A 22,944-nucleotide genomic window follows, 5' to 3' on the forward strand; every position below is an offset into this window, starting at 1 on the left:
AAATCCATTGTCAGGAACAAGCGGAAGATGGGTTCTATTAAGATAGCATTAGTATTATAATGTATCAGTTACACCAAGACATAAGACAAAGTTCTCATTAAGAGGGAACTAGGATGCTTGCGGAGTTTGATTTTTACGATATTGAACCATTTATGTATACATATCAATGGACAAATAGAGCGGGGAGCAATTCTTCAAGTAACTTGTTAACAGATTTTCAGCGACAAATGCTGTTAAAATCATTACAAGAGAATTGCTCTGAATGCCAGCGGCAACGGATTCAAATTATGTTGTTAGCGGACCAAGGGATAACTCAAGCAGAAATTTGTGAAATTTTGGGGTGTTGTCCCGCAACCGCTAGACATTGGATACACATAGCTCGTCAGGGAATGGCGCATCAATGGCAAGATTGTCCGATTGGTCGCCCTAAATTAGTTAGTAATGAATACTTACAACGATTAAAAGAATTATTTTACAGTAATCCTCGTGATTATGGTCATGTTTATCAACACTGGACATTGAATTGGTTACAGAAACATCTATGCGAAGAATTTGGCTTTGAAGTGAGCGATCGCCACTTTAAGCGACTTCTCAAACAAATGGGCTTATCCACTCGACCGAAACCCAGTCATGATGGACAAAATAGCCCAAAATCAGCTACAGAACCCAAAATATCAATTGCTGACCTCAAAAAAGCAAATACCACCGATTCCTCAGAAATTATACCTATTAATTTTCACAAAGCAGTAAAAGATTCAGACATTTATGGCGCACAATATATCCGCTCAATTAGTATCTCTGCAACAAATCAACAATACATTGGGGTATTCACTAACCGCAGAAGAATTTTATCACTATCTTCCCGAACTTCAATCTATCAACCCTAAAGTCGGCAAATTCTGGACAGGAAAGAATGTTGAACCGGGCATTTACATTATCATTACGGGCAAAGTCAGACTATTAGATGATAAAGACGAATTAATTACTACCCTAGAACCTGGGGCATCTTTCGGTGAATTTACCTTGTTTCCCCAATCTAAATTTGAGCCTTATGCAGCCAGAGCTTCAGCAAATTTACAGTTATGCTTCTTGCCAGAAAAGTTACTATTGCCATTAATAGCCAAGTATCCCCAAATTCGAGAACATTTATGGGAGAAAGCATACTCACTCCTGAGAAACACAGATTATACACCCATAAAACCAAGCTCTCCAGAGAACGACAATTCAGATTCAACCCCCTATTTGACCTCAGAATCAAAAATTAGTAAAGCCTATTTTCCCAGTCCCAGAGAACGGGTGGGGCATTTATGGCAAAAGGTAATGGGGCGCTATCCATTCTTTGCCCAACAGAGTGGTTCTGACTGCGGAGCAGCTTGTTTAGTCATGGTGTCCAGGTATTGGGGGAAACGTTTTAGTGTAAATCGCTTGCGTGATATTGCCAATGTAGACCGCAATGGTGCATCCTTGCGAGGGTTATTAACAGCAGCAGAAAGTCTAGGTTTTGCCACTAGACCTGTCAAAGCTAGTTTAAAGCAGTTAGGAAAGCAAAAATTACCTGCTATTGTTCACTGGGAAGGCAAACATTACATAGTGGTCTACGAAATTACCCCTAAATATGTAATTGTGGCGGACCCTGCTATTGGTCAACGCACCCTCACTCATGAGGAATTTAACAACGACTGGACTGGTTATACATTGTTGTTACAACCGACAGCAATGCTCAAAGAAACGAAAGAGACATCTACACCTTTTTGGCAATTTTTTGAGTTAATAAAACCCCATTCTGTAGTCATGTTGGAAGTATTTATCGCTTCCATATTCATCCAGATATTTGGCTTAATTACCCCCTTATTTACCCAATTAATTTTAGATCGGGTAGTGGTACAACGGTCAGAACTGACCCTGACAGCAGTAGGAATAGGATTGTTGATTTTTAGCCTTTTTCGGGTGGCTATGACTGGTTTAAGGCAATATCTTTTAGATCATATAGCTAATCGGATAGACTTAGCATTAATTGTCGGTTTTATTCGTCATACATTGCGTTTACCCCTGAGTTTTTTCGAGACTCGTTATGTGGGGGATATTATTTCTCGCGTGCAGGAAAACCGCAAAATTCAACGCTTTTTATCGGGTGAAGCATTATCAATTCTCCTAGATTTATTCACTGTCTTTATCTATCTAGGCTTGATGTTTTGGTACAGTTGGAAAATGGCATTATTAGCTTTAATAATTGTCCCACCCTTTGCCTTATTAGCCTTAATTGCCACACCCTTTTTACAAAGGATTTCCAGAGAAATATTCAATGCAGTTGCCAAGGAAAGTAGTTATTTAATAGAAGCTTTAACTGGTGTGAGAACTGTCAAAGCTACAGCAGTAGAACAAACAGTAAGATGGCATTGGGAAGAGTTATTAAATAAAGAGATAAAAACCAACTTTTCCGGGCAAGTTATCGGCAATAATTTACAAATTTTCAGTAACACAATTGAAGCAGTAGCTACCACAGCTTTATTATGGTTTGGGGCATATTTGGTAATTCATAATCAGTTAACTGTGGGACAACTAGTAGCATTTAATATGCTGCTGGGTAATATTATTCGCCCCTTCCAACGGTTAATTGTCTTATGGAATGAATTGCAGGAAGTTGTGATTGCAGTCGAAAGAATTAACGATGTTTTAGACACAGAACCAGAAGAAGACTTACAAAATCAATCACGGCAGAATTTACCAGCAATTCAGGGACATATTCGCTTTGAAAACGTGACATTTCGCTATCATCCAGAAAGCGATATTAATATATTAGAAAACCTCAGTTTTGAAATCAAACCCGGACAAATGGTAGCTTTAGTGGGACGCAGTGGCTCAGGAAAAACCACCATTTCTAAATTAGTTGTCGGCTTATATCCCCCCACAGATGGTAAAGTTTTAATTGATGGACAAGATATTACTAGTCTTTCCTTGCGTTCTTTTCGACAACAAATTGGTGTAGTTGACCAAGACACATTTTTATTTGGTGGAACAATTCGAGAAAATATCAGTTTAGGACATCCAGGAATACCTTTATCAGAAGTAATTGCAGCAGCAGAAATGGCTGGTGCTGATGAATTTATCAAAAAATTACCAATGGGTTATGAAAGCCAAATTGGTGAAGGTGGAGGTTTATTATCTGGTGGACAAAGACAGAGAATAGCCATTGCTAGAGCATTATTAGGTAATCCCAAATTATTGGTTTTAGATGAGGCAACTTCTCACCTAGATACCGAATCAGAAAGGATAATTCAACAGAATTTTAACACAATTCTCAAAGGAAAAACTACCTTAGTAATTGCTCATCGTCTTTCCACTGTGCGAAATGCTGATTTAATTTTGGTACTAGATAGAGGTGTGTTAATTGAAAGTGGCAGTCATGAGGAATTAATGGCTAAAAAAGGACATTATTTCTATCTAAATCAACAGCAATTACAAACATTAACGTAGGTTGGGTTGAGCCATAGCGAAACCCAACAATGATTTAATAATGATTATAGTTGGGTTTCGTTCCTCAACCCAACCTACCATAAATTCATACTAAGAAAAAGGTGCATTATGACAAATTCATGAGAATCTAAATCAACAGCAATTACAAACACTAACGTAGGTTGGGTTGAGCCATAGCGAAACCCAAAAATGATTTAATAATGATTATAGTTGGGTTTCGTTCCTCAACCCAACCTACCATAAATTCATACTAAGAAAAAGGTGCATTATGACAAGTACATTAAATGGGAATATCACAAAATCTGATGAGATATTATCACCAGAATTACCAGAAATTACCAATGAAGATTGGTCGGAAATTACCAAAGAATCACTTGATAGTTTACCACAGGTTTGGACTCGGGGACTATTATATCTTTTAGTCTTCATTGTCTCCATAGTTTTACCTTGGTCTTTACTATCTAAAGTAGATGAAACTGGTACAGGAAGAGGACGTATTGAACCTAAAGATAAAACCGTGAAATTAGATGCGGCTGTAGGGGGAACAGTTGCGGAAATTCAAGTTAAAGAAGGTGAAACAGTCAAAGCCGGACAAACTCTATTATTATTAGAATCAGAATTAGTCAAATCAGAATTACGTCAAGTTCAAGATAAATTGGAAGGACAATTAAACCGACTTTCTCAGTTAAAATCCTCTAAAAATCAGTTAATTGTCTCCTTAGCAACCCAACAACAACAAAATCAATCTCAACAATTAGAGAAACAAGCACAAATTGATCAAGCGCAACAGAATATTAATACCCTAAAAAATGCCTATCAATTTCAGAAAGAAGAAAGATTATCTCAACTTAATCAAGCGCGACAAACCCTAATTAATAGTCAAACTACTAATCAATTAGCAGAGAGTAGTTTATTAAGTAGTCAGCGAGAAGTAAAACGCTATAGTCAACTCAGACAACAGGGAGTAATTCCAGAAATTAATTTAGTAGACAAGCAAGATATCGCTAAGGAAAAGCAAAAATTGTATGCACAAACCCAATCAGATGTTCAACAAGCTAAGTTACGTTTAGCAGAACAACAAAGTAGTTATGAGCGAAATTTGCGCCAAGCTCATGCCGATATTGAACAGGCTAAATTGCGACTGGGAGAACAGCAAAGAAGCTATCAAACTTTAACCCTTTCTGGTCAGTCAGCGGTGTTAAAAATCGCCGAACAACAGAAAAGTTTAGATACAGATATTAGTTCTCTCAAATCAGATATTTCTCAAACTAAACGCCAAATTGATGCCTTAAAATTTCAGTTAGGACAGCGAGAAATTAAAGCTTCTGTGAATGGTATATTATTTCAATTACCAATTCAAAAACCCGGTTCAGTTGTGCAGGTAGGGACAATGGTTGCCGAAATTGCTCAAGATAATTCACCCTTAATAATTCGAGCGCAAATGGCAACTACAGATAGTGGTTTTTTGCGGTTAGGATTACCAGTAAAGCTAAAATTTGATGCTTATCCGTTTCAGGATTATGGTATTATCTCAGGAGAGTTAATTAAAATTTCTCCTAATACGATAGAGATAGATACAGCCAATGGCAAAGTAGCCGCTTATAACTTAGAAATTTCTCTCAAAAAAAGTTGTATTCCCTCTGCTAATAAATGTATTCCTTTGCGTCCAGGGGATACAGCAACCGCTGAGGTAATTGTCCGTCAGCGACGAATTATTGATTTTCTACTTGACCCCTTTAAAAAATTGCAACAAGGAGGAGTAAAATTGTAGAAAATTTATCGAATTACCCCCCTTAGTCCCCCCTTGTTAAGAGGGGAAACAATTAATTCAGTTCCCTCCCTTTAGTCTTTTCCCTCGTTTCCCTCGTTCCCATACTCTGTATGGGAATGAATTACGGAAGGCTCTGCCTTCATTAATACTAAGTCATGGAGGCAGAGCCTCTAGGTAGCATTCCCCGTCGGAGACTGGGAACGAGAAAAAATTCATCGAATTGTCCCCTCCCCTTAGCAAGGGGAGGGTTAGGGTGGGGTATAATTTATGTATTTAGGGAGCAAATTATGTCAGAAAGCATCACCATTACCCAATCAGATATTTTACAACAAATTAAATTATCCTGTAAAATACCTGAGTTAGTTGAGCAAATTGTCAACCGAAAAGTGATTATAACTGCTGCGGAAGAAGCAGGGATAAAAGTAGAAGTTGAAGAACTACAAAAAGCAGCGGATTTTCTGCGATTAACTAATGATATGACCAGTGCTAATGACACTTGGAAATGGTTAGAAAAACATAGTTTATCTATAGATGATTTTGAAGATATAGTCTATACTGGTGTGGTTACTGGTAAGTTAAGCAAACATTTATTTTCTGATCAAATCGAACCTTTCTTTTTTGAAAATCAGCTAAATTATGCTGGTGTGGTCATGTATGAAGTTGTATTTAATGATGAAGATCTAGCAATAGAACTTTTTTATGCAGTCAAAGAAGGAGAAATGAGTTTTTATGATGTGGCTCACCAATATATTCAAGATGTAGAATTACGTCGTCAGGGGGGATATTTAGGAGTATTAAATCGTCAGGATTTAAAGCCAGAAATATCTGCTGCTGTCTTTGGTGCGAAACCTCCACAGGTAATTAAACCGATAATTACTTCTAAAGGGGTACATTTAATTTTTGTTGAGGAGATTATTCAACCGGAATTGAATGATAAATTGCGTCAGCAAATTGTTAGCGATTTACTATTAAGTTGGATCAAAAAACAGGTTAATCAAACAGAGATTAATGTGAATTTCGAGTGATTTAATCACAAAAATGTTCTCGTTCCCATACTCTGTATGGGAATGAATTACAGAAGGCTCTGCCTTCATTGATACTAAGTCACGGAGGCAGAGCCTCTAGGTAGCATTCCCAGTCGGAGACTGGGAACGAAGAAGTTAATCCAAAACGTTATAAATATCATCAGAATCAGCATTCAAATAAACTCGTTGTAAATCAATTCCCAAAGTAGAAAATTGCTCACAAATAGCTTGCATTCTTCCCTGAATTGAATTATCTCCTTGATACCAAGCTTTTAATAAACCATTGGCCACAATTTGACAACGATTCATACCAAAACTTTCTTTTTCAGCAAACTTTTGATCTGGTTCTTCAGCTAACCCTAACCCTGGTGCAAGCTGCATTGTAAATAGAGGAATTTCTGATTGAAAATGTACTTTATTTTCTTGATAAACAACCTGCAAAACTTGCCTAACTGCTTGATAATCCCTTTTATCAAAATACAAAACTCCTGAATCATGTCGTCCATAATCTTGAGGATTATACAAAACTTTGAAACTAAAAGGAACTGCTAAATTATTCAATTCCTGTGTTAAATTTCCCATCACTGCTACCGCACCTTCAGGAGTTAAATTAAAATAAATTCGTACAGTTATGGGTTGAGATTCACTATCATCAATACGACCAAATCCCTGATTAGCAACAGCCATGTAAAAACCATTTTGGACTCGATTTTTAGGTAAAAGAATGGCGACAAAATCACCTGCTACAGTCTCTTTTTCAAAATTTTGTAGATGTTTATCTCGCTGAATATGTAACCTTAAACCGCCCTTGGTTACTGCTAGACTACCATCAATTTCTTCTTTAATTACAGCCCAACCAGAATCAAAATACCCTTCTCCACAGTTACTTTTGTGCAATTGTTCATAAAATCCCAAATCTACCCCTAAAACAGTATTATTTTCTAAGTCTAGAGGTAAGTTATTTTCTTCTCCATCTAATGCTAATGCAGTTTGCATCGAACCGTTATAATAAATGCCATAAAGAAAACTTCGCAGTTGTAAACTCACATATTTCTGCTGCATTTGCGTGGGCATTTTTTGGAAACGTTCAATTACTTCACTTGGTAATTCCAAGGGTTTATAATCGGGATGACAGATGGAAAAATCTGATTTAATTTCAACTTTCTCAACAATATCTTCGAGGACTTCTAATAATTGTCCAATGGTGGTATTTTCTAGTAATTGCATGATGTTTATGAGGAACAGAACGACTTAAACAGCGGAACTATGAAAACGATTTAATTCAACAGCAGCAGCCCCAAAAATAGTTGGTATTGATTGTACAGGACGATTTAATAAAGTTTTAGCAACTTGAAGCATGGCAATTCCCATATTACTAAAAGATTTTTGATATTGAATCATGGCTTGAATCTGTTGAATTAAAGTAAATCCTGTAAACTGTACCACTCGCTGCAAAAAATCAGGACGGTGTTCTACAATTGCGGGAAAAGTGTTTAAATAAGCTAAAATTAATGATCCAATTGAAGGCTGAAGGAGTTCTAAAGGTGTCATTGCTAACCCGAGAGATTCTTCAATATTCAAGGAATTACTAATAACTAAACTACTCAACCAGATTTGGATATAACTACCAATAATTGTTCCCAAATCAAAAGTTGGATCTCCCCAACCAGAGCGTTCCCAATCAATTAACCGGATCATATTACTAGCATTTTGCCAGTCTTTTTGCAGGAGAATATTATTCAGTTTCAAATCATTATGAGTCAGACAGGAGGGAATTACAGCATTACCCAATTCAGCTATAGCTTGTCCTAAGCTATCATAACGTTGATAAAGAGCAAAAAACTTTAATCCATCATCGGGAACTAAACCAAAAATTTCTGGTTCAACCCGTTCCAAGCCTTTAATTAGGTGTGATATTTGGTTGAAATTTGCAGAGTTTTGAGTAAAAAAATTCTGATATTCTTGATGTTGAAAAGTATCACGATGGATAGTTCCTAAAATAGTGCCAATTTCTTGAGTAATTTCTGGCGGAAAGCCCTTTTCTTTGGTATAGAAATCCATTAAATCTCGATAATCATCTAAATATTTGAAGATAATAATGGAATTTTCTACATCAAAATTCAGCACTTCTGGTAGAAATTGGTGGTAGTTATTAAAGCTCGGAAATTGTTGTAAAAACTCTTGAATTTTCCACTCAATTACAAACTCACCCGCTGCTTTTCCTTCCTGATTCAATCGTTCTTGTTTAACAAGTAGCTTGCTTTGATTTGCAAATGTTAGTAATAAGTTAAAATTCTTAGCTATCAATGGTTCTATTTTGCTGGGAGGTTGTTCGGAATGAGTGAATAACCCTTTTTCAACTAAATAATCAAAAACATTTTGGGAATTTAGGATAAATGTCATAGGCTTTAGCTGTATTAATACATTGTATTTGAAACTCAAGTATATCTTTACATATTTTAGTTACTAAAGCAACTACTATCAAATTTTTAGTATTTTTCTCTTTTTCTGCGGTACTGTGTATTCGTATTTAGATCAATAAAAATATAACAATGTAGAATTACGTCCTAAAAGATGATATTTAGGAGTATTTAATTTTTGTTGAGGAGATTATTCAATCGGAATTGGATGATAAATTACGACAGCAAATTGTTAGCGATTTACTATTAAGTTGGATCAAAAAACAAGTTAATCAAATAGGAATTAATGTTAATTGGGAGTGATTTAATCACAAAAAAATGTAGGGTGGGTTACGCTTTCGCTAACCCACCATTTAATAGTATTGGTTTGATGCTCCTGGTGCGTTACGGACTTGTCCTAACGCACCCTACAAATTACTTCCTTGTTATTAACAGACTAATAATGATTCCTATACAAAGTGGACTTGAACCCCCTTGTGTCATATGAAGCTCATTATCAGTCAAATCAGTGAGATAGCTTTCAGAATCCATAAACAAATCAGAACCAGCAGGACGTAGTTCAGATATTACAATATTAGCCATCTTCGTATTCTCCTTGGTTTTAAAAAGTCAAAAAATCTAGAAAAAATCGGAAACGTTGTACTTTTTCATTTCCCGACTACATCCTATTAAAAATAAAAACATCTGTCTAGAGATTTAGACAAAATAAAAGTGACATAATTGTTTCAGTTTTGTCACCTTTAATAGCTTGATGATAACAGCATTTTCCGCACAAATATCCGTGATTTTGCTATTTTATGTTAAAACCATTACTAAAAAACAGATAATTACGGACTAAAAATAGCTAAAAAAAGTGACATAATTGCAGCAATTATGTCACTTTTGCCTATTAACTTAAATATAAATAGATCCCTAAATTATTAAATAAATTAGAGCTATATATTAGCTCTTATAAGCATAAATTATATGAGATATACAATAGACATCTCCAGAAAAGAATGTAGAGCCGAGAATCCCTACCCATGTAACGTCTCTACAAGGGTTGTAAGTCACGCATATTTAATTTTCACCAGATGTCTAATTTATTTTACATAACTACCTATACTTAACTATCATTCTCTAAGAGGTTGTTTGAAAAGTATTATATCAAACCAGTAATCTCTAAAAACCTAACCCCCCTACCCCCCTTCCCTGCAAGGGAATGGGGGTTTTAAAGCCTCTCCCCTTGCAGGGGAGAGGTTTGGAGAGGGGTCAGTCTATACATTCAAAACTTTTCAAACACCCTCTAAGACTTGGAGAATTTTCAGATAAAACTCTTCCACCCTTTTTGCTGCTACTTCACCACTAGCAGCATAGTGATTTAGACCAGGAGAACCATTGACTTCAATGAGCGTATAATCTACCATCGGCATAGTTATATCATGGGTGAGTATATCCACCCCTGTTAATCTTAATCCCATATCTTTAGTAATGTTAATTGCTAATTTTTGAAAATCAGGATGAATCCTTTCAGAAAAATCTACCGCTTCACCTCCACTGGATAAATTAGCACTATCCAAAAGATAGATAATATTATTATTAGGAATCACACTATTCCAATCAAGATTTTGCGTTTTTAATTTTTGGGAAATGCGAAAATCATCAAATTTAATCACATTTTTTCTCCCCATGGTCAAAAATTTTGCCTGTTTTTGTTGAAGTAACTCTAAAACATTAGATATACCATCACCAACAACAAATAAGGGAATTCTTTGATAAGCGGTAATCACCTCATCATCCAAAACAACAATTCTATAGTCATTACCACTATAAAACTTTTCTACAATCAATCCTGATTTAATTTCAAAGATTTTATGAGCTACATCATAATATTCTGCCTGATTATATACCTTAGTCACCAAAATGCCTTGACTAAGATTCAAAGGTTTAACAATTACTGGAAATCCGATTGATTGTGCATAATTAAATCCATCATCAATATTTCTAGGATGAGCTATTTTCGCACATAACTGATCAGTAAAAAATGTCTTACCCTCCGTTACTCGATATCCAAGCTGCTTGAGGAAAAAATTACTATAGGCTTTATCTTTGACCAACTCGGCTGAAGCAAGACCGTTAATATTCAATTTGGCATAACTAAAAACTGATCTTTTCCCGTTTTTAAAAGTAATATGCCCAACTAATTTATATTCTGGTTCAAGTAAAACTACAGCCCCTATTTGTAATGCTACTTTTTGGATGATTGATGTGATTGACATTTTTATTTTGCAAGATGATCTCAAATGATTGAAGCTTGGTATGGTTTATACCAATATTTCTTGTTTCTATTTAAGTTTAAATACTGAACTAATACAGTATATATTAGTCCGAATTAAATAAAAGCAAAGATTGTCAGAAAATAAGTTGTTGCACCAAGTATTGACAATTTTTAAAATATGTAATAACAAGGTGGCATCATCAATAAAAGACGCTAGTAAATCTTTGGTTAAGAGACATACTAACGCCCTTCACTCAAGTTCTTATGCATAAAATAATCATGCCACAAAATACGGATTACAAAAATAGCACTTCAGAAGATCTCACAATTCCTGCGGCAAGAGAAGATAACGCCTACAAAAAAAGGCTGAATGGTTGGGCTGTAGCCCGTATCGTTAGCGAACGGGAAAAAGTTATTGTTTCCCGGTTTCGCAGTCGTTCTGATGCCGAAGGCTATATTCAACACATCCGTCAGATGATTCCTGATACTGTTTTTGAACTTTTCTTTGATTGCCAACGGGAAGAAATTGTCATTTAAATCTACAAGAGACAAGAGACAATATAAATATTCTCCTCATTTCCTCAACCCTGTAATTGCTAACTTACACAGTAGTCAGCAGTCCATTGTGCTTAAGTAAAGCCTTGGTACTGGGTTCTCGTCCCCGGAAGGTTTTAAAGACATCCATGGGATGCTGACTGCCACCTAGTGCTAAAACCGTATCTCGGTAACGTCTGCCAATGGCGTGGATTGCGGCTTCATCTTCTAAGCCCGCTTCTTCAAAAGCAGCAAAAACATCAGCACTGAGAACCTCAGCCCACTTATAACTATAGTATCCGGCTGCATAACCCCCTTCAAAAATATGACCGAAAGCACATAGAAACGCATCCTCCGGCAATGGTGGTAATACAGTTGTTAACTTAGCAATGCGGTGTCGCAGATCTGTCACGGTTTCCTGACTATTGGGAGAATAGCGGTAGTGTAATTCCAAATCAACACTACTAAAATCTAGTTGCCGCAACATATTTGAACCGCTCATGTAATTACGTGCTGCCAACAATTTTTGGTAATAATGCTCTGGTAATGATTCCCCTGTTTGATAATGTTTAGCCATACCAAACAAGGTTTGGCGGTCATAGCACCAGTTTTCCATAAATTGGCTCGGTAATTCCACAGCATCCCACTCAACATTATTAATACCTGCTGCTCCCAGATAATCCACCTTAGTCAGCATATGATGTAAGCCATGGCCAAATTCATGGAACAATGTCTCCACCTCATCAAAAGCCATCAAACTCGGATTCCCATCCACAGGGGGAGTTTGGTTACAAATCAAATAAGCTACAGGGAGACGGATAGTAGTCAAATCATTTTCTGTAACTTTCCTCCGGTGAATGCAAGCATCCATCCAAGCCCCACCACGCTTTTCTGCGGGACGGCTGTAAGCATCTAAGTAAAAATAAGCAATAGGTTCACCATATTTATCAGCAATTTGGAAATAACGCACATCCTCATGCCATATTGGGGCTTGGCCATCAGCGGGTGTCACCGTCACCCCAAAAAGCCTTTTTACTAGCCCAAATAGCCCATCTAGGACTTGAGGGAGGGGAAAATAGGGCAGTAATTCTTCCGCAGTAAAAGCAAATTTTTCTTCCCGTTGCCGTTCAGCCCAAAAGCTAATATCCCAATGTTGTAAATTTTCAGCTTCTGCTGCTCCCTTGGCTTTAGCAAAGGCTTTGAGTTTTTCTAAATCTTTGACAGCAGCATGATAACTAGCTTGACGGAGTTCTTCTAAAAGTTTTTCGACAGAGGCAATATCTTTGGCCATCTTACTAGCCAAACTCAGTTCAGCAAAAGTCTCAAAGCCAATTAATTGAGCTAGTTCTTTTCTTAACTCTAAAATACGGATAATCAAAGGATTATTATCTAATTCCCCAGAAGATGCCCTGGTAATATAAGCCTTATAGATTTTTTCCCGTAAATCCCGCCGGGTACTGTGCTGCATGAACGGGAAATAGCTAGGAAAATCTAAAGTAATATGCCACGGTCCATGTTCTGGTGTAGCATTTTCCTCTCCAGCCGCCCGCGCAGCTTGGGCTGCAAGACTCAACAAACTACTTGGTAAGCCATCAATGTCATGGTGGGTGGTGAGAATTAAAATAAAGCCTTTAGTGGCATCTAGAACGTGATTAGCAAATCTAGTCGCTAGTTCTGCTAATTCCATTTGGATATTATTAAACCGTTCTCTGTCTTTTCCTTCTAAACCAACACCAGACAATTCTGCATCTCGAATTGCCGCTTTGATAATTCTCTGTTGGGCTGAATTTAAAGTTTCCCAGGTAGGACTATGGCGAATTGCTTTAAAAGCATTATAAATAGGTTTGCTTTGTCCCAGGATATTCATAAACTGAACTACTTGCGGCTGTACCTTTTCATAGGCAATACGTAGTTCTGGACTATTTTTTACACCCATTAAATGATTTAGGATTCCCCAACTCCAATTTAGCCGTTCTGTCAATTTTTCTAGAGGTTCTACTAAGCCGCTCCAAGTAGGCTCTATATTTGCCTCTAAGTCAGTTAATTGCTTTTCAAGTTCTCCTAACAGATAACTAAAAGCTGGTTCGACTTGCTCCGATTTAATAGCCGCAAATGCGGGTAAACCACAGCTTTGAAGTAGGGGATTCTGATAAATAGTAGCAGTTGCACGCATGGTAATGAGTTAATAGCCGATGAATTAATTGGGAACAACGATTGATTTTTCTTTATATAACTAATAATTTAGCGTTACGACAAAATTTCGCATTGCTAGAATGGCAATCTTACTAAACAGAATACAGAAGTTAGGAGATTATGAGCAATTAAGTACAGTTTTATACAATAAATAATTGAATCTACCTCAATTCTTATGCCAGTTATACAAAAAAGTTCATTTTGATAGCGTAGCGTAGTGTGGCGTAAACCATCCTCCTGCAACTTTTAACTACTGAATTCCTTTTTGATAACTGAAGATACATCATCCAGAAGCTAAAAGCAGAATTGTAGCAATTATTTTCAAAATAATGACTTTTATTTTGTCGAGTTTTGTGGTGATAATTCACCATAATCAATTTTGAATACTTAATAAAGTTATGAAATTTTGACTTTCTGTTTTGCTGACACTGCGCTAGTGTTGTTAAGTTGTGCTAATACATGAGCAGAACTTAAAACTAAAACAATTGAGTACAAGCAAGGAAGTACAGTATTAGAAGGATGTCTTGCTTATAATGATGCTATTGAAGTTAAGCGTACCTTTGCTAAGTAATATTTTGTGGGTTTGAACACTGATTATATCTGTAAGGGCTGGTAATTGGTAAAATTATCATCTGTTACCTGTTACCTGTTCCCTGTTTTCTCAAAATTATGTCTCATCTTCCCCCACTAAATACAGAAACAATTTGGGCAATCATTAATGATAAAATTGATGATGATACTGTGAAAAAATTATTATGGTATCACCTGGGTTATCGCTATAATCCCATTACAGACACATGGACTAATAGTGAAGTAGCACCAACCTGGAGAGATGAATATCCACAACCACCGGATTTTATTGATTCTCGTCCAGCAATTATGAAGTTGACTCGTTCTATTCCTCCAGAAAATAAACAGGCTCTCAAAGAAAAACTCGGTTTTAAAGGTTACAAAATTGGTGAATTTGGTCCGCGACAAACTCGCAGAGCCACATCAGCAAATTGGTTATTAAGTTATATGTTAATAACCACTGGTAAAATTGAGTAAAGTTACTATATTTAGTAATTTTCCAAAAATATCCCCTGCTTCTCTAAGGTTGGGGATAGGAGCTTTTTATCTAAATTTCTGGATTAAATTATTGTTTTATGTCCAAATGTTATGGAAATAACACGGACTTATCTTGTATTTTTCTGAAAAACTGTGTATATTAATATATTCAACCCTTGCATAGAGTAATCTGATCTAAATTTGTGCAACTTGTTTTTTTAACAAACTACTTTAGGCTTAAAGAGAACAAGAAACGTTTTCACAGATATTTGAGAATTACTACCGTATAACACAAATCCAGAGATTTCTGCTATGATCCACAAATTAATTAACACTAACATTAAGAGTTCTCATGTTTTACCAACTCCTAATGAAGTGAAGGCAAAATTACCTTTAACGAAAACTGCTGAAAATACAATTTTAAAATTCAGACAAGAAATAGAACATATTCTAGATTTTCAAGACCGACGTAAATTCATTGTCGTCGGTCCTTGTTCAATTCATGATCCAAAAGCAGCCATAGAATATGGAGAAAACTTGCTAGGTTTAGCCGAAAAAGTTCAGGATAAACTGCTGCTAATTATGCGGGTTTATTTTGAAAAACCCCGAACTACAGTAGGCTGGAAAGGATTAATCAATGATCCAAAAATGGATGATTCTTTTCATGTAGAAGAAGGAATTTCAATTGCCAGGAACTTACTATTAAAGTTGACAGAGTTAGGATTACCAACTGCCACAGAAGCACTTGATCCCATCATCCCTCAATATATCAGTGAATTGGTATCTTGGTCAGCAATTGGCGCAAGAACCACCGAATCGCAAACACACCGAGAAATGGCCAGTGGTTTATCTATGCCGGTGGGATTTAAAAATGGTACAGACGGGAATATTCAAGTTGCCGTAAATGCGCTTAAATCAGCGAACACACCCCATCATTTCCTGGGTATCAATCAAAAAGGACAAGTGAGTGTATTTCAAACTAAAGGAAATGCTCATGGCCATGTAATCTTGCGGGGTGGAACTCAGCCCAATTTTGATGCAGAGAACATTAAACTAGTAGAAGAACAATTAAAAGCAGCCAAGTTATCACCAAGAATAGTTGTTGATTGTAGTCATGGTAATACCAACAAAGATTATAGATTACAATCCATAGTCTTTGAAAATATTATTCAGCAAATAATAGATGGCAATAATTCCATCGTCGGCATGATGCTAGAATCGAACTTGTACGAAGGTAGCCAACCGATAACCGGAAAACGAGAAGACTTGCAATATGGTGTTTCCGTAACAGATAAATGTATCAATTGGCAAGAAACAGAAAGAATCATTTTAGCTGCTCATGCTAAATTGGCGTAAACCGACAGCATTTTTCATGTATTTACACCGTAAATAGATATACCTCTTCCTTTGCGTCTTTGCTCCTTTGCGTCTCTGCGCGAAACAAAAACAAAATGTAGTTGCGCTTTAATTTAAAGTGCAGCTACATGACAAATACAAATGGGATTGGTGCGGATCGAACGCACGGCCTAGCGCTTAGGAGGCGCTCGCTCTATCCAACTGAGCTACAACCCCAAGAATGAACCAAATATTATCATAGCAGAATTTTTATTGAGACTGCCAGTAATTATCCCAATCATCACCACCAACTTCTAAACCGCACAGATTACTACTGGCATTGAGGATAACTTGAGATTTGCTGCCATTAAGTTCTCGCAATTCTAAATTTAGCTCCCCTTGCATAGTATCCCGACAACAAAAATTTAAACCATTGCTTGTCGGTGCGCGCAGAGATGTACCTGGTAACTGGGTAGTTCCTGTCAGTTCAACTTCGTAATTTAGGTTTTTAGCTTGCATTTGCCATCTACCCCAGGGCTGAATTTGCCATTTTACTTCTGAATTCCAAGGAACAAATTCATAAAATTTGCCTTGGTGGTGGATACCAATCATCGCCACTGATTCCATCCACCATAATACACCACGTTTACCGCCACCGGCTGTTAAAGCTAAATCGGGTTGATTAATAAAAGAATTGCAATTTAGCCAAAACCATTTTTGGGGAAAAGCACCACCCCAATTTTTTTCTGCGTATGCTGGAGCATTTGTAAATTCATAAATTTTACCATGCCAATCAATCCAACCACTGGCTAAACCATGAGCCATTAAAATTTGCCAACCGGGTTCAAATATCTGCGAAAATGATAGCCAACCAGCGGTTGATTGCTGAAGACTATTTTGATTTCCCCATGCGTATACGGGTTTAATTTCGTATTCCCATCGGCAATAATTACCAGTGGCAGGATCTGTAATTATGCCTTGATTTAAGGTGGCTGTGGCTTGATAACCTTCTTGAATATGGTGTGTAAATTCACTGGGGATAAGATACAGGGGGGAAACTTGTAAGTTGGTTTTTCCCCAATGTCCTAATCCTAAAACATCCCGACTCGCCCAAAATTTATTGACATCGGGAAAGGTGCGACAAAGATATTCATCATTTATGCCCAGTATTTGGGCTGCACCGCCGCTGTAGGGCTGATTACCGCTGGGATCTTCGATAGAGTACATGAAGGCGATAGTTTGCTTAATTTCGGGCAGTGTGACGCGGTAATACCAGCCTTCAAAGAAACGACGATGGCTACAGTCCCAATGATAGCCGCTATGGGGAGTTTGAGTGAAATCGAGGAGGTTTTTAGGAATACTCGGCATAAGGTGTCTTTTTTGCTTACTTTTCAGTATGGGCAATGCGGAGATTTGGGATTATGATGATTCAGGATGCGATCGCCATATCAAAGCAATCACTAACTTTAATCTTATGTCTCCCATTAACTCAGCCTTGCTGTATCGTCTTTGTACCGCTTAGTCTAAACTTCAGCAGTGAGGAACTTTACATTTTAGTATCTGCTGTGATTAAATATTTAGTGTTGGGTATATCTATTTAGAATTCACCCACTAACTGTCGCAAAATCCCGCAGTCTATTTAAATTGTATCCATCCGGGAAGAATTGTGAAAGTATGGGGCTGAATATTTTACAAAGCAACAGCGCAACACAACGCTCATGTTAGGTTTCATGGTGATTGCTCTGCAACGCAAAAGTAAACAACCTAACCTACAAATTAAGGCTTCTTACAATTTTGACAAGGTATTTATGAATTAAAGCTTTTTTCAATTTGGCGAAGCTATTGTTTACAAGTTCATGTTTTTACAAGCAACTTCAAAAAAATACTTATGTTAGAAATAGGATTTGAGACTAATAGAGGCAGCAGCAGCATTCAGTTAGTAAAACTCCCACGATTTATATCTCTATTCCTGATGGTGGGGGATGTCCTTGGCCTATTTGTCTGCTTGGGACTTACTTCTTACTGGACGTTAAATAATCCATTGACAGGATTTGACCCATTTGTCTGCGGATTTATCTTACTGGTTTTAACAGGGATGTATTTGTCAGATACATACCATCCAGAGAAAGAAATTGCAGGTTTACAAGCTCCAAATCGCATTCTCATCAGTAGTGGAATAATTACCCTCATCACTTCATTGGTAATTTATCTATCGGAGAGTTGGGAACAGCATTCAGGAGGGATGAGGGGTATATTGCTAGTTAATCTGGGAATATTTACAATCTGGGCAATCATATTAAGACTATTGGCATTCAATTGGTGGCGATCAAAGTCCCACCAGGGTCGTTGGTTAATGCTAGGATCTGGCAATCATGCGATAAAGTTTGCCCAAATGTTCTTAACACGGAATCCCTTGGGAAGATTAGTTATCCTGACTGAAAATGGCCAACAACTGCCTGAATTAGCAGAAATAGAACCCCAACTAAGTCATGAAGGCTGCCTCAGCGACCTATCTGATTGGAGTCAGCAACCCTTATTAGGGGTGGTAGTAGGGACAAAAATTAGTCTCTCTGATGTACAAGTGCAAAGTTTAATGCAACTACGACTAAAAGGCATCCCTGTTTACCAGTTGCCCGATATTTGGGAAACTTTATGCTACAAACTTCCCTCCTCTCTACTTGAAGATGAGTGGTTTGCTTTTAGTAGTGGCTTTAACCTGGTATTTTGTGGTTTTAGTCTCAAAATCAAGCGGTTTACAGATATAATGCTGACTGGAGTATTATCTGTGCTGCTACTGCCACTCATGGTCATTGTTGGTTTAATCATTAAGTTAGATAGTCCAGGTCCAATTTTCTATAGCCAATTACGAACAGGATTATACGGTAAACCATTTCGGGTTTACAAGTTCCGTTCCATGTATCAGGATGCTGAAAAGAAGGGCGCACAATGGGCAATTCAACGAGATCCACGCATTACCAGGGTGGGATATTGGCTACGAGTTTTGCGAATTGACGAACTACCTCAGATTTGGAATGTGTTATCTGGAGAAATGAGCCTGATTGGTCCTCGTCCAGAGAGGCCAGAGTTTGATGTCAAGCTCAAAGAAGCAATTCCTTATTATGAAATGCGCTATTTAGTCAAACCAGGAATCACAGGTTGGGCGCAGGTACTTTATCCATACGGAGCCTCCCTTGAAGATGCCTATGAAAAGCTGGCTTACGACCTTTACTATATCAAGAACTATTCTTTATGGTTGGATATAGTCATAGTCTTGAAAACCATCAGAGTTGTTTTATTGGGTAAAGGCAGATGAATCAAAAAGTCTTGGTGACAGGAGGTGCAGGCTATATTGGTTCCCACGTCGTGCGTCAACTAGGCGAGGCTGGTTATAATACAGTCGTATATGACAATTGCTCTACGGGTGTACCCCAATCCGTACTCCATGGTGAGCTAATTATTGGCGATTTAGGAGATATAGACCGCCTTTACCAAGTCTTTGGCAAACATCAATTTAGTGCAGTGCTGCACTTTGCAGCTAGTCTAGTTGTACCAGAATCCGTTGCCTATCCCCTCGATTACTACGCAAATAATACACGGAATACTCTGAATTTGCTCCGGTGCTGTAGTGTCATGGGTGTTAACCAATTGATATTTTCTAGTACAGCCGCAGTTTACGGCGAACCCCAAGAAAATCCAGTCACCGAGTCTACTCCTACCCTACCAATTAATCCCTACGGACGCTCCAAACTGATAAGCGAATTCATGATTCAAGACTATGGACTAGCTTCTTGTCTGCGGTATGTAATTCTCCGCTATTTCAACGTCGCCGGAGCCGACCCCGGTGGCAGAATCGGACAAAACTCAAGCAATGCAACTCATTTGATTGCCAATGCCTGTAATGCCGCCCTGAAACGCCAATCAGAATTCAAGATCTTTGGCACTGATTTTCCCACCCCAGATGGTACAGGAATTCGAGATTATATCCATGTTGAAGACTTAGCCGCAGCCCATGTTGATGCATTACGCTATCTGGAACGAGATGGAGAAAGTCAAATTCTCAACTGTGGTTATGGAGAAGGTTATAGTGTCCGGCAAGTTGTGGAACGGGTCAAAGCTATTTCTGGTGTGGATTTTCCCGTAATTGAAGTAGCGCGTCGTCCCGGAGATCCAGCCTGTGTGACTGCTGATGCAGAGAAAATTAAGCAGGTATTGAACTGGCAACCCAAGTATAATAACCTAGACAATATCATCTACAGCTTTCTATCGTGGGAAAAAGGTAAGATATGAACTTCTTTGATTAAATTTCATAGCCTGTAATTTTGCAAACTCTTCAATTTATCGAATAGTGTGTAAAAAGGATTATTTACTACCTTGCCCATTTTCTGCTTTGTTGGGTTTCGCTGTCGCTTAACCCAACCTACAAATCAAGACTTTTTGCAATTTGGACAAGGTATTGCCGGAAATGACTTAATTTTGTGCAAATACATGATCTACAATTTCTACAACACTTAAGTTCTATACTTAGTATATTTTCTTAAATTAATTTATGTCTATTAACCAAGAAGACCAAGATTCCTCTTTTGATATCCAACAATACTGGCTAACATTCAAAAGACATTGGCTGGTGACATCAATTGTCTTTGCCTCTGTCTTAGGAGTCACAGCCTTGCTCACTTACTCAGCAAAACCAGTTTACGAATCGGAAGGCAAGCTGGTTTTCACCAAAAAAAGTGGGGCTTCCTCACTCGCAGGTCTCTCCCAATCTCTGGGAGAACTGGGCGGATTGACAAACCTCAGTAACCCAGTAGATACCGAATCTGAGATCATCCGCTCCTACCCCATTGTTATAAAAACTATTACCACACTGAATTTGACAAATGATCAAGGCAAACAGATTTCTTTGGAGAACTTTCTCAAAAAACTGAAGCTGAAGACTATCCGAGGAACGGATGTGATCCAGCTTTCTTACAGGAGTACTAATCCGCAAGAAGCAGCAGATGTGGTGAATTCTTTAATGAAATATTATCTGGAGAGTAATATTCGCACTAACCGCACCGAGGCTAGATCCGCGCGAGAATTTTTAGACAAGCAATTACCAGAGGTCGAGAAAAGAGTTATAAAAGCAGAAATGACCTTGCGTCGCTTTAAAGAAAACAACCGGGTGGTAGCTCTGGATGTAGAAGCCAAAACTGGTTTGGAATCCCTTGGAAAACTAGATGAGGCAATTACCCGCAGCCAGGGCGAATTAGCAGCAGCTTACACTCGCTCTGTGGCTTTGCAGGATAAAATGAAGTCAACTACACAAGAGGCGGTTGATCTCAGTGCATTAAGTCAATCTCCTGGCGTACAGCAGGTACTCACAGAATACCAGAAAACACAATATGACCTAGCAACAGCCCGAACACTTTATACTAGTGATAATCCAAAAGTTGTGAATTTGCTAATGCAAGAGGCATCTCTTAAAGACTTACTAGAAAAGCGAGTTGCCCAAACCATTGGTAGTTCCAAGTCTCTCCCCCAACAGAACTTGCAGGTAGGAGAACTCAAACAGGCATTAACTCAAGATTTAGTCAAATCAGAGGTGGAAAGGTTAGCCTTAACAAACCAAATCGGAGAATTGCGAAAGGTATTTATAATTAATAGACGACGTTTGGATAGCTTACCTCGACTGGAACAACAACAGCTACAGCTACAGCGACAGTTATCCGTGGCACAAATCACCTATCAAGAATTTCTGAAGCAATTTCAGTTAGTTCAGGTGCTAGAGAATCAGAATGTAGGTAATTCGCGGATCATCTCTGAGGCTTTAGTTCCTGAACGTCCCGTTTCTCCCAAGATTCCCCTCAACTTAGCACTAGGCGGATTTTTGGGAATCCTCTTAGGTGCGGGAACAGCGCTGCTGTTGGAATCTATGAATCAATCTCTCAAAAATGTTGAAGAAGCGAATCGGCTGTTGGGCTTTCCTTTGCTGGGGACGATTCCCCAATATGGTGAAAAAAATCCAAAACATCGGCAGGAAGGTCGGCAAGAGTTGCCCTTGTTGGATAACCCCTATTCACCAGTCACTACATCTTTTGAAATGCTCCAGACTAATTTAGGCTTTACCCTATCTGACAAAAAATTACGGGTAGTTTTGCTCACTAGTTCAACCCCTGAAGAAGGTAAATCTTTTGTGGCAGCAAATTTAGCCCTAGCCGCAGCCCACGTAGGACGACGAGTGCTGTTAGTGGATGCCGATATGCGCCGTCCCCGTCAGCACCGCGTTTGGGAAATACCCAATTTATTGGGACTAAGCAATATCTTAGCTGGTCAGACACAGTTAAAAAATGCTGTCCAGGAGGTATCTCCCCAGGTGAATATGTTGCCAGCAGGAAAAATTCCGCCTAACCCAGTCACACTTTTGGATTCCCAGCGCATGGCTGACTTGATTGCAGAGGCAAGGAATGATTATGATTTTGTCATCATTGACACACCACCCTTGACTGCTGTTACTGATCCACTGATTGTTGGTAAGTATGTGGATGGATTATTGCTGGTTGTCCGTCCTGGCAAGGTAGAATATTCAGCGGTGAAATCATCGAAATCATTACTTAATCATGGGAAAGTGCCTATTTTGGGAATGGTAGTGAATGGTGTTAGTGAGGAAAGTAGTTATGGTGGGTATTATTATCAGAGAGGTTATTACGGTGAGAAAGTAGATAGTAAGGGGAAGTCTTCTCAGGCCAATCTGCGGTAAGACTTGACTTTATTTCCTGCTCATGTAATATTAAACTACTAAGATGTAGAGTTTTTTGGTTGGTGCAAATACAGTTTACACCGCTGAGAAATTAACTAAAATTATTCGTTTTTTAGGAGTTGAGCTTTGATGGTCTTTTGATCTCAGTTCCT

Annotated in this window: 16 protein-coding genes and 1 tRNA gene; 10 read left to right on the forward strand and 7 right to left on the reverse strand. The window is 38.0% G+C overall.

What is annotated here, in order from left to right:
• The first annotated feature begins 113 nt into the window (after positions 1-113).
• From BMF77_RS06225 to BMF77_RS06240, 4 genes are all read left to right on the forward strand, one after another.
• Positions 114-887 (forward strand): transposase, encoded by a 774-nt coding sequence (locus BMF77_RS06225; RefSeq protein ID WP_371735380.1) that lies wholly within the window; start codon positions 114-116, stop codon positions 885-887.
• Positions 820-3,474: a peptidase domain-containing ABC transporter gene (locus tag BMF77_RS06230; RefSeq protein ID WP_148761481.1), complete on the forward strand. Its 2,655-nt coding sequence runs from the start codon at positions 820-822 to the stop codon at positions 3,472-3,474. Before BMF77_RS06225 ends, BMF77_RS06230 begins: the two co-directional genes overlap by 68 nt.
• 268 nt (positions 3,475-3,742) lie before the next feature.
• Entirely contained in the window at positions 3,743-5,245 is a 1,503-nt protein-coding gene (locus BMF77_RS06235) for an HlyD family efflux transporter periplasmic adaptor subunit (RefSeq protein ID WP_148761483.1), read from the forward strand.
• A 287-nt stretch (positions 5,246-5,532) separates the two neighbouring features.
• Positions 5,533-6,270, forward strand: coding sequence for a peptidylprolyl isomerase (locus tag BMF77_RS06240; RefSeq protein ID WP_148761485.1), 738 nt, complete (start codon positions 5,533-5,535; stop codon positions 6,268-6,270).
• Positions 6,271-6,405: 135 nt separating this feature from the next.
• Here BMF77_RS06240 and BMF77_RS06245 read toward each other — a convergent pair whose 3' ends face one another.
• From BMF77_RS06245 to BMF77_RS06265, 4 genes are all read right to left on the reverse strand, one after another.
• Positions 6,406-7,497, reverse strand: a complete 1,092-nt coding sequence (locus BMF77_RS06245; protein WP_148761486.1) for a T3SS effector HopA1 family protein — start codon at positions 7,495-7,497, stop codon at positions 6,406-6,408.
• 24 nt (positions 7,498-7,521) lie between these two features.
• A complete protein-coding gene (locus BMF77_RS06250) occupies positions 7,522-8,673 on the reverse strand; it encodes an aminoglycoside phosphotransferase family protein (RefSeq protein ID WP_148761488.1) in 1,152 nt (383 codons plus the stop codon).
• A 431-nt stretch (positions 8,674-9,104) separates the two neighbouring features.
• Complete coding sequence (locus BMF77_RS27205; protein ID WP_210422306.1) at positions 9,105-9,272, reverse strand: hypothetical protein; 168 nt, start codon at positions 9,270-9,272, stop codon at positions 9,105-9,107.
• A gap of 692 nt (positions 9,273-9,964) precedes the next feature.
• Positions 9,965-10,948 (reverse strand): cyanophycin synthetase, encoded by a 984-nt coding sequence (locus tag BMF77_RS06265; protein ID WP_148761490.1) that lies wholly within the window; start codon positions 10,946-10,948, stop codon positions 9,965-9,967.
• Positions 10,949-11,226: 278 nt separating this feature from the next.
• On the opposite strand from BMF77_RS06265, the gene BMF77_RS06270 reads away from it, so the two are divergent.
• On the forward strand, positions 11,227-11,484 hold the full coding sequence (locus tag BMF77_RS06270) for a hypothetical protein (RefSeq protein WP_148761492.1): 258 nt from the start codon (positions 11,227-11,229) through the stop codon (positions 11,482-11,484).
• Between the two features lie 64 nt (positions 11,485-11,548).
• On the opposite strand, the gene BMF77_RS06275 is transcribed toward BMF77_RS06270, so the two are convergent.
• Entirely contained in the window at positions 11,549-13,654 is a 2,106-nt protein-coding gene (locus BMF77_RS06275) for a M3 family metallopeptidase (protein ID WP_148761494.1), read from the reverse strand.
• A 689-nt stretch (positions 13,655-14,343) separates the two neighbouring features.
• Here BMF77_RS06275 and BMF77_RS06280 point away from each other — a divergent pair.
• Positions 14,344-14,721, forward strand: a complete 378-nt coding sequence (locus BMF77_RS06280; protein ID WP_015078332.1) for a DUF1823 family protein — start codon at positions 14,344-14,346, stop codon at positions 14,719-14,721.
• Between the two features lie 312 nt (positions 14,722-15,033).
• Entirely contained in the window at positions 15,034-16,077 is a 1,044-nt protein-coding gene (locus BMF77_RS06285; protein ID WP_148761496.1) for a 3-deoxy-7-phosphoheptulonate synthase, read from the forward strand.
• A 142-nt stretch (positions 16,078-16,219) separates the two neighbouring features.
• Here BMF77_RS06285 and BMF77_RS06290 read toward each other — a convergent pair.
• Together BMF77_RS06290 and BMF77_RS06295 are read right to left on the reverse strand one after the other, a co-directional pair.
• A tRNA-Arg gene (locus BMF77_RS06290) sits at positions 16,220-16,293 on the reverse strand.
• Positions 16,294-16,326: 33 nt separating this feature from the next.
• A complete protein-coding gene (locus BMF77_RS06295) occupies positions 16,327-17,424 on the reverse strand; it encodes a tocopherol cyclase family protein (protein WP_148761498.1) in 1,098 nt (365 codons plus the stop codon).
• Between the two features lie 520 nt (positions 17,425-17,944).
• On the opposite strand from BMF77_RS06295, the gene BMF77_RS06300 reads away from it, so the two are divergent.
• The 3 genes from BMF77_RS06300 (at position 17,945) to BMF77_RS06310 (ending at position 22,792) form a co-directional block, all read left to right on the forward strand.
• Positions 17,945-19,369 (forward strand): sugar transferase, encoded by a 1,425-nt coding sequence (locus tag BMF77_RS06300; RefSeq protein ID WP_210422307.1) that lies wholly within the window; start codon positions 17,945-17,947, stop codon positions 19,367-19,369.
• Positions 19,366-20,343: a UDP-glucose 4-epimerase GalE gene (galE, locus tag BMF77_RS06305; RefSeq protein WP_148761500.1), complete on the forward strand. Its 978-nt coding sequence runs from the start codon at positions 19,366-19,368 to the stop codon at positions 20,341-20,343. The genes BMF77_RS06300 and galE overlap by 4 nt, the downstream gene beginning before the upstream one ends.
• Before the next feature lie 259 nt (positions 20,344-20,602).
• A complete protein-coding gene (locus tag BMF77_RS06310) occupies positions 20,603-22,792 on the forward strand; it encodes a polysaccharide biosynthesis tyrosine autokinase (protein ID WP_148761502.1) in 2,190 nt (729 codons plus the stop codon).
• Positions 22,793-22,944: the final 152 nt, after the last annotated feature.

It is taken from the genome of Dolichospermum sp. UHCC 0315A (assembly GCF_008121535.1).
Lineage (GTDB): Bacteria > Cyanobacteriota > Cyanobacteriia > Cyanobacteriales > Nostocaceae > Dolichospermum > Dolichospermum lemmermannii.

Excerpts from the sequence above, each read along its gene's own strand:
- BMF77_RS06225 (WP_371735380.1), top strand. The coding sequence starts at position 114 with ATGCTTGCGGAGTTTGATTTTTACGATATTGAACCATTTATGTATACA.
- BMF77_RS06235 (WP_148761483.1), top strand. The coding sequence starts at position 3,743 with ATGACAAGTACATTAAATGGGAATATCACAAAATCTGATGAGATATTA.
- BMF77_RS06240 (WP_148761485.1), top strand. The coding sequence starts at position 5,533 with ATGTCAGAAAGCATCACCATTACCCAATCAGATATTTTACAACAAATT.
- BMF77_RS06245 (WP_148761486.1), bottom strand. The coding sequence starts at position 7,497 with ATGCAATTACTAGAAAATACCACCATTGGACAATTATTAGAAGTCCTC.
- BMF77_RS06250 (WP_148761488.1), bottom strand. The coding sequence starts at position 8,673 with ATGACATTTATCCTAAATTCCCAAAATGTTTTTGATTATTTAGTTGAA.
- BMF77_RS27205 (WP_210422306.1), bottom strand. The coding sequence starts at position 9,272 with ATGGCTAATATTGTAATATCTGAACTACGTCCTGCTGGTTCTGATTTG.
- BMF77_RS06265 (WP_148761490.1), bottom strand. The coding sequence starts at position 10,948 with ATGTCAATCACATCAATCATCCAAAAAGTAGCATTACAAATAGGGGCT.
- BMF77_RS06270 (WP_148761492.1), top strand. The coding sequence starts at position 11,227 with ATGCCACAAAATACGGATTACAAAAATAGCACTTCAGAAGATCTCACA.
- BMF77_RS06275 (WP_148761494.1), bottom strand. The coding sequence starts at position 13,654 with ATGCGTGCAACTGCTACTATTTATCAGAATCCCCTACTTCAAAGCTGT.
- BMF77_RS06280 (WP_015078332.1), top strand. The coding sequence starts at position 14,344 with ATGTCTCATCTTCCCCCACTAAATACAGAAACAATTTGGGCAATCATT.
- BMF77_RS06285 (WP_148761496.1), top strand. The coding sequence starts at position 15,034 with ATGATCCACAAATTAATTAACACTAACATTAAGAGTTCTCATGTTTTA.
- BMF77_RS06295 (WP_148761498.1), bottom strand. The coding sequence starts at position 17,424 with ATGCCGAGTATTCCTAAAAACCTCCTCGATTTCACTCAAACTCCCCAT.
- BMF77_RS06300 (WP_210422307.1), top strand. The coding sequence starts at position 17,945 with ATGTTAGAAATAGGATTTGAGACTAATAGAGGCAGCAGCAGCATTCAG.
- galE (WP_148761500.1), top strand. The coding sequence starts at position 19,366 with ATGAATCAAAAAGTCTTGGTGACAGGAGGTGCAGGCTATATTGGTTCC.
- BMF77_RS06310 (WP_148761502.1), top strand. The coding sequence starts at position 20,603 with ATGTCTATTAACCAAGAAGACCAAGATTCCTCTTTTGATATCCAACAA.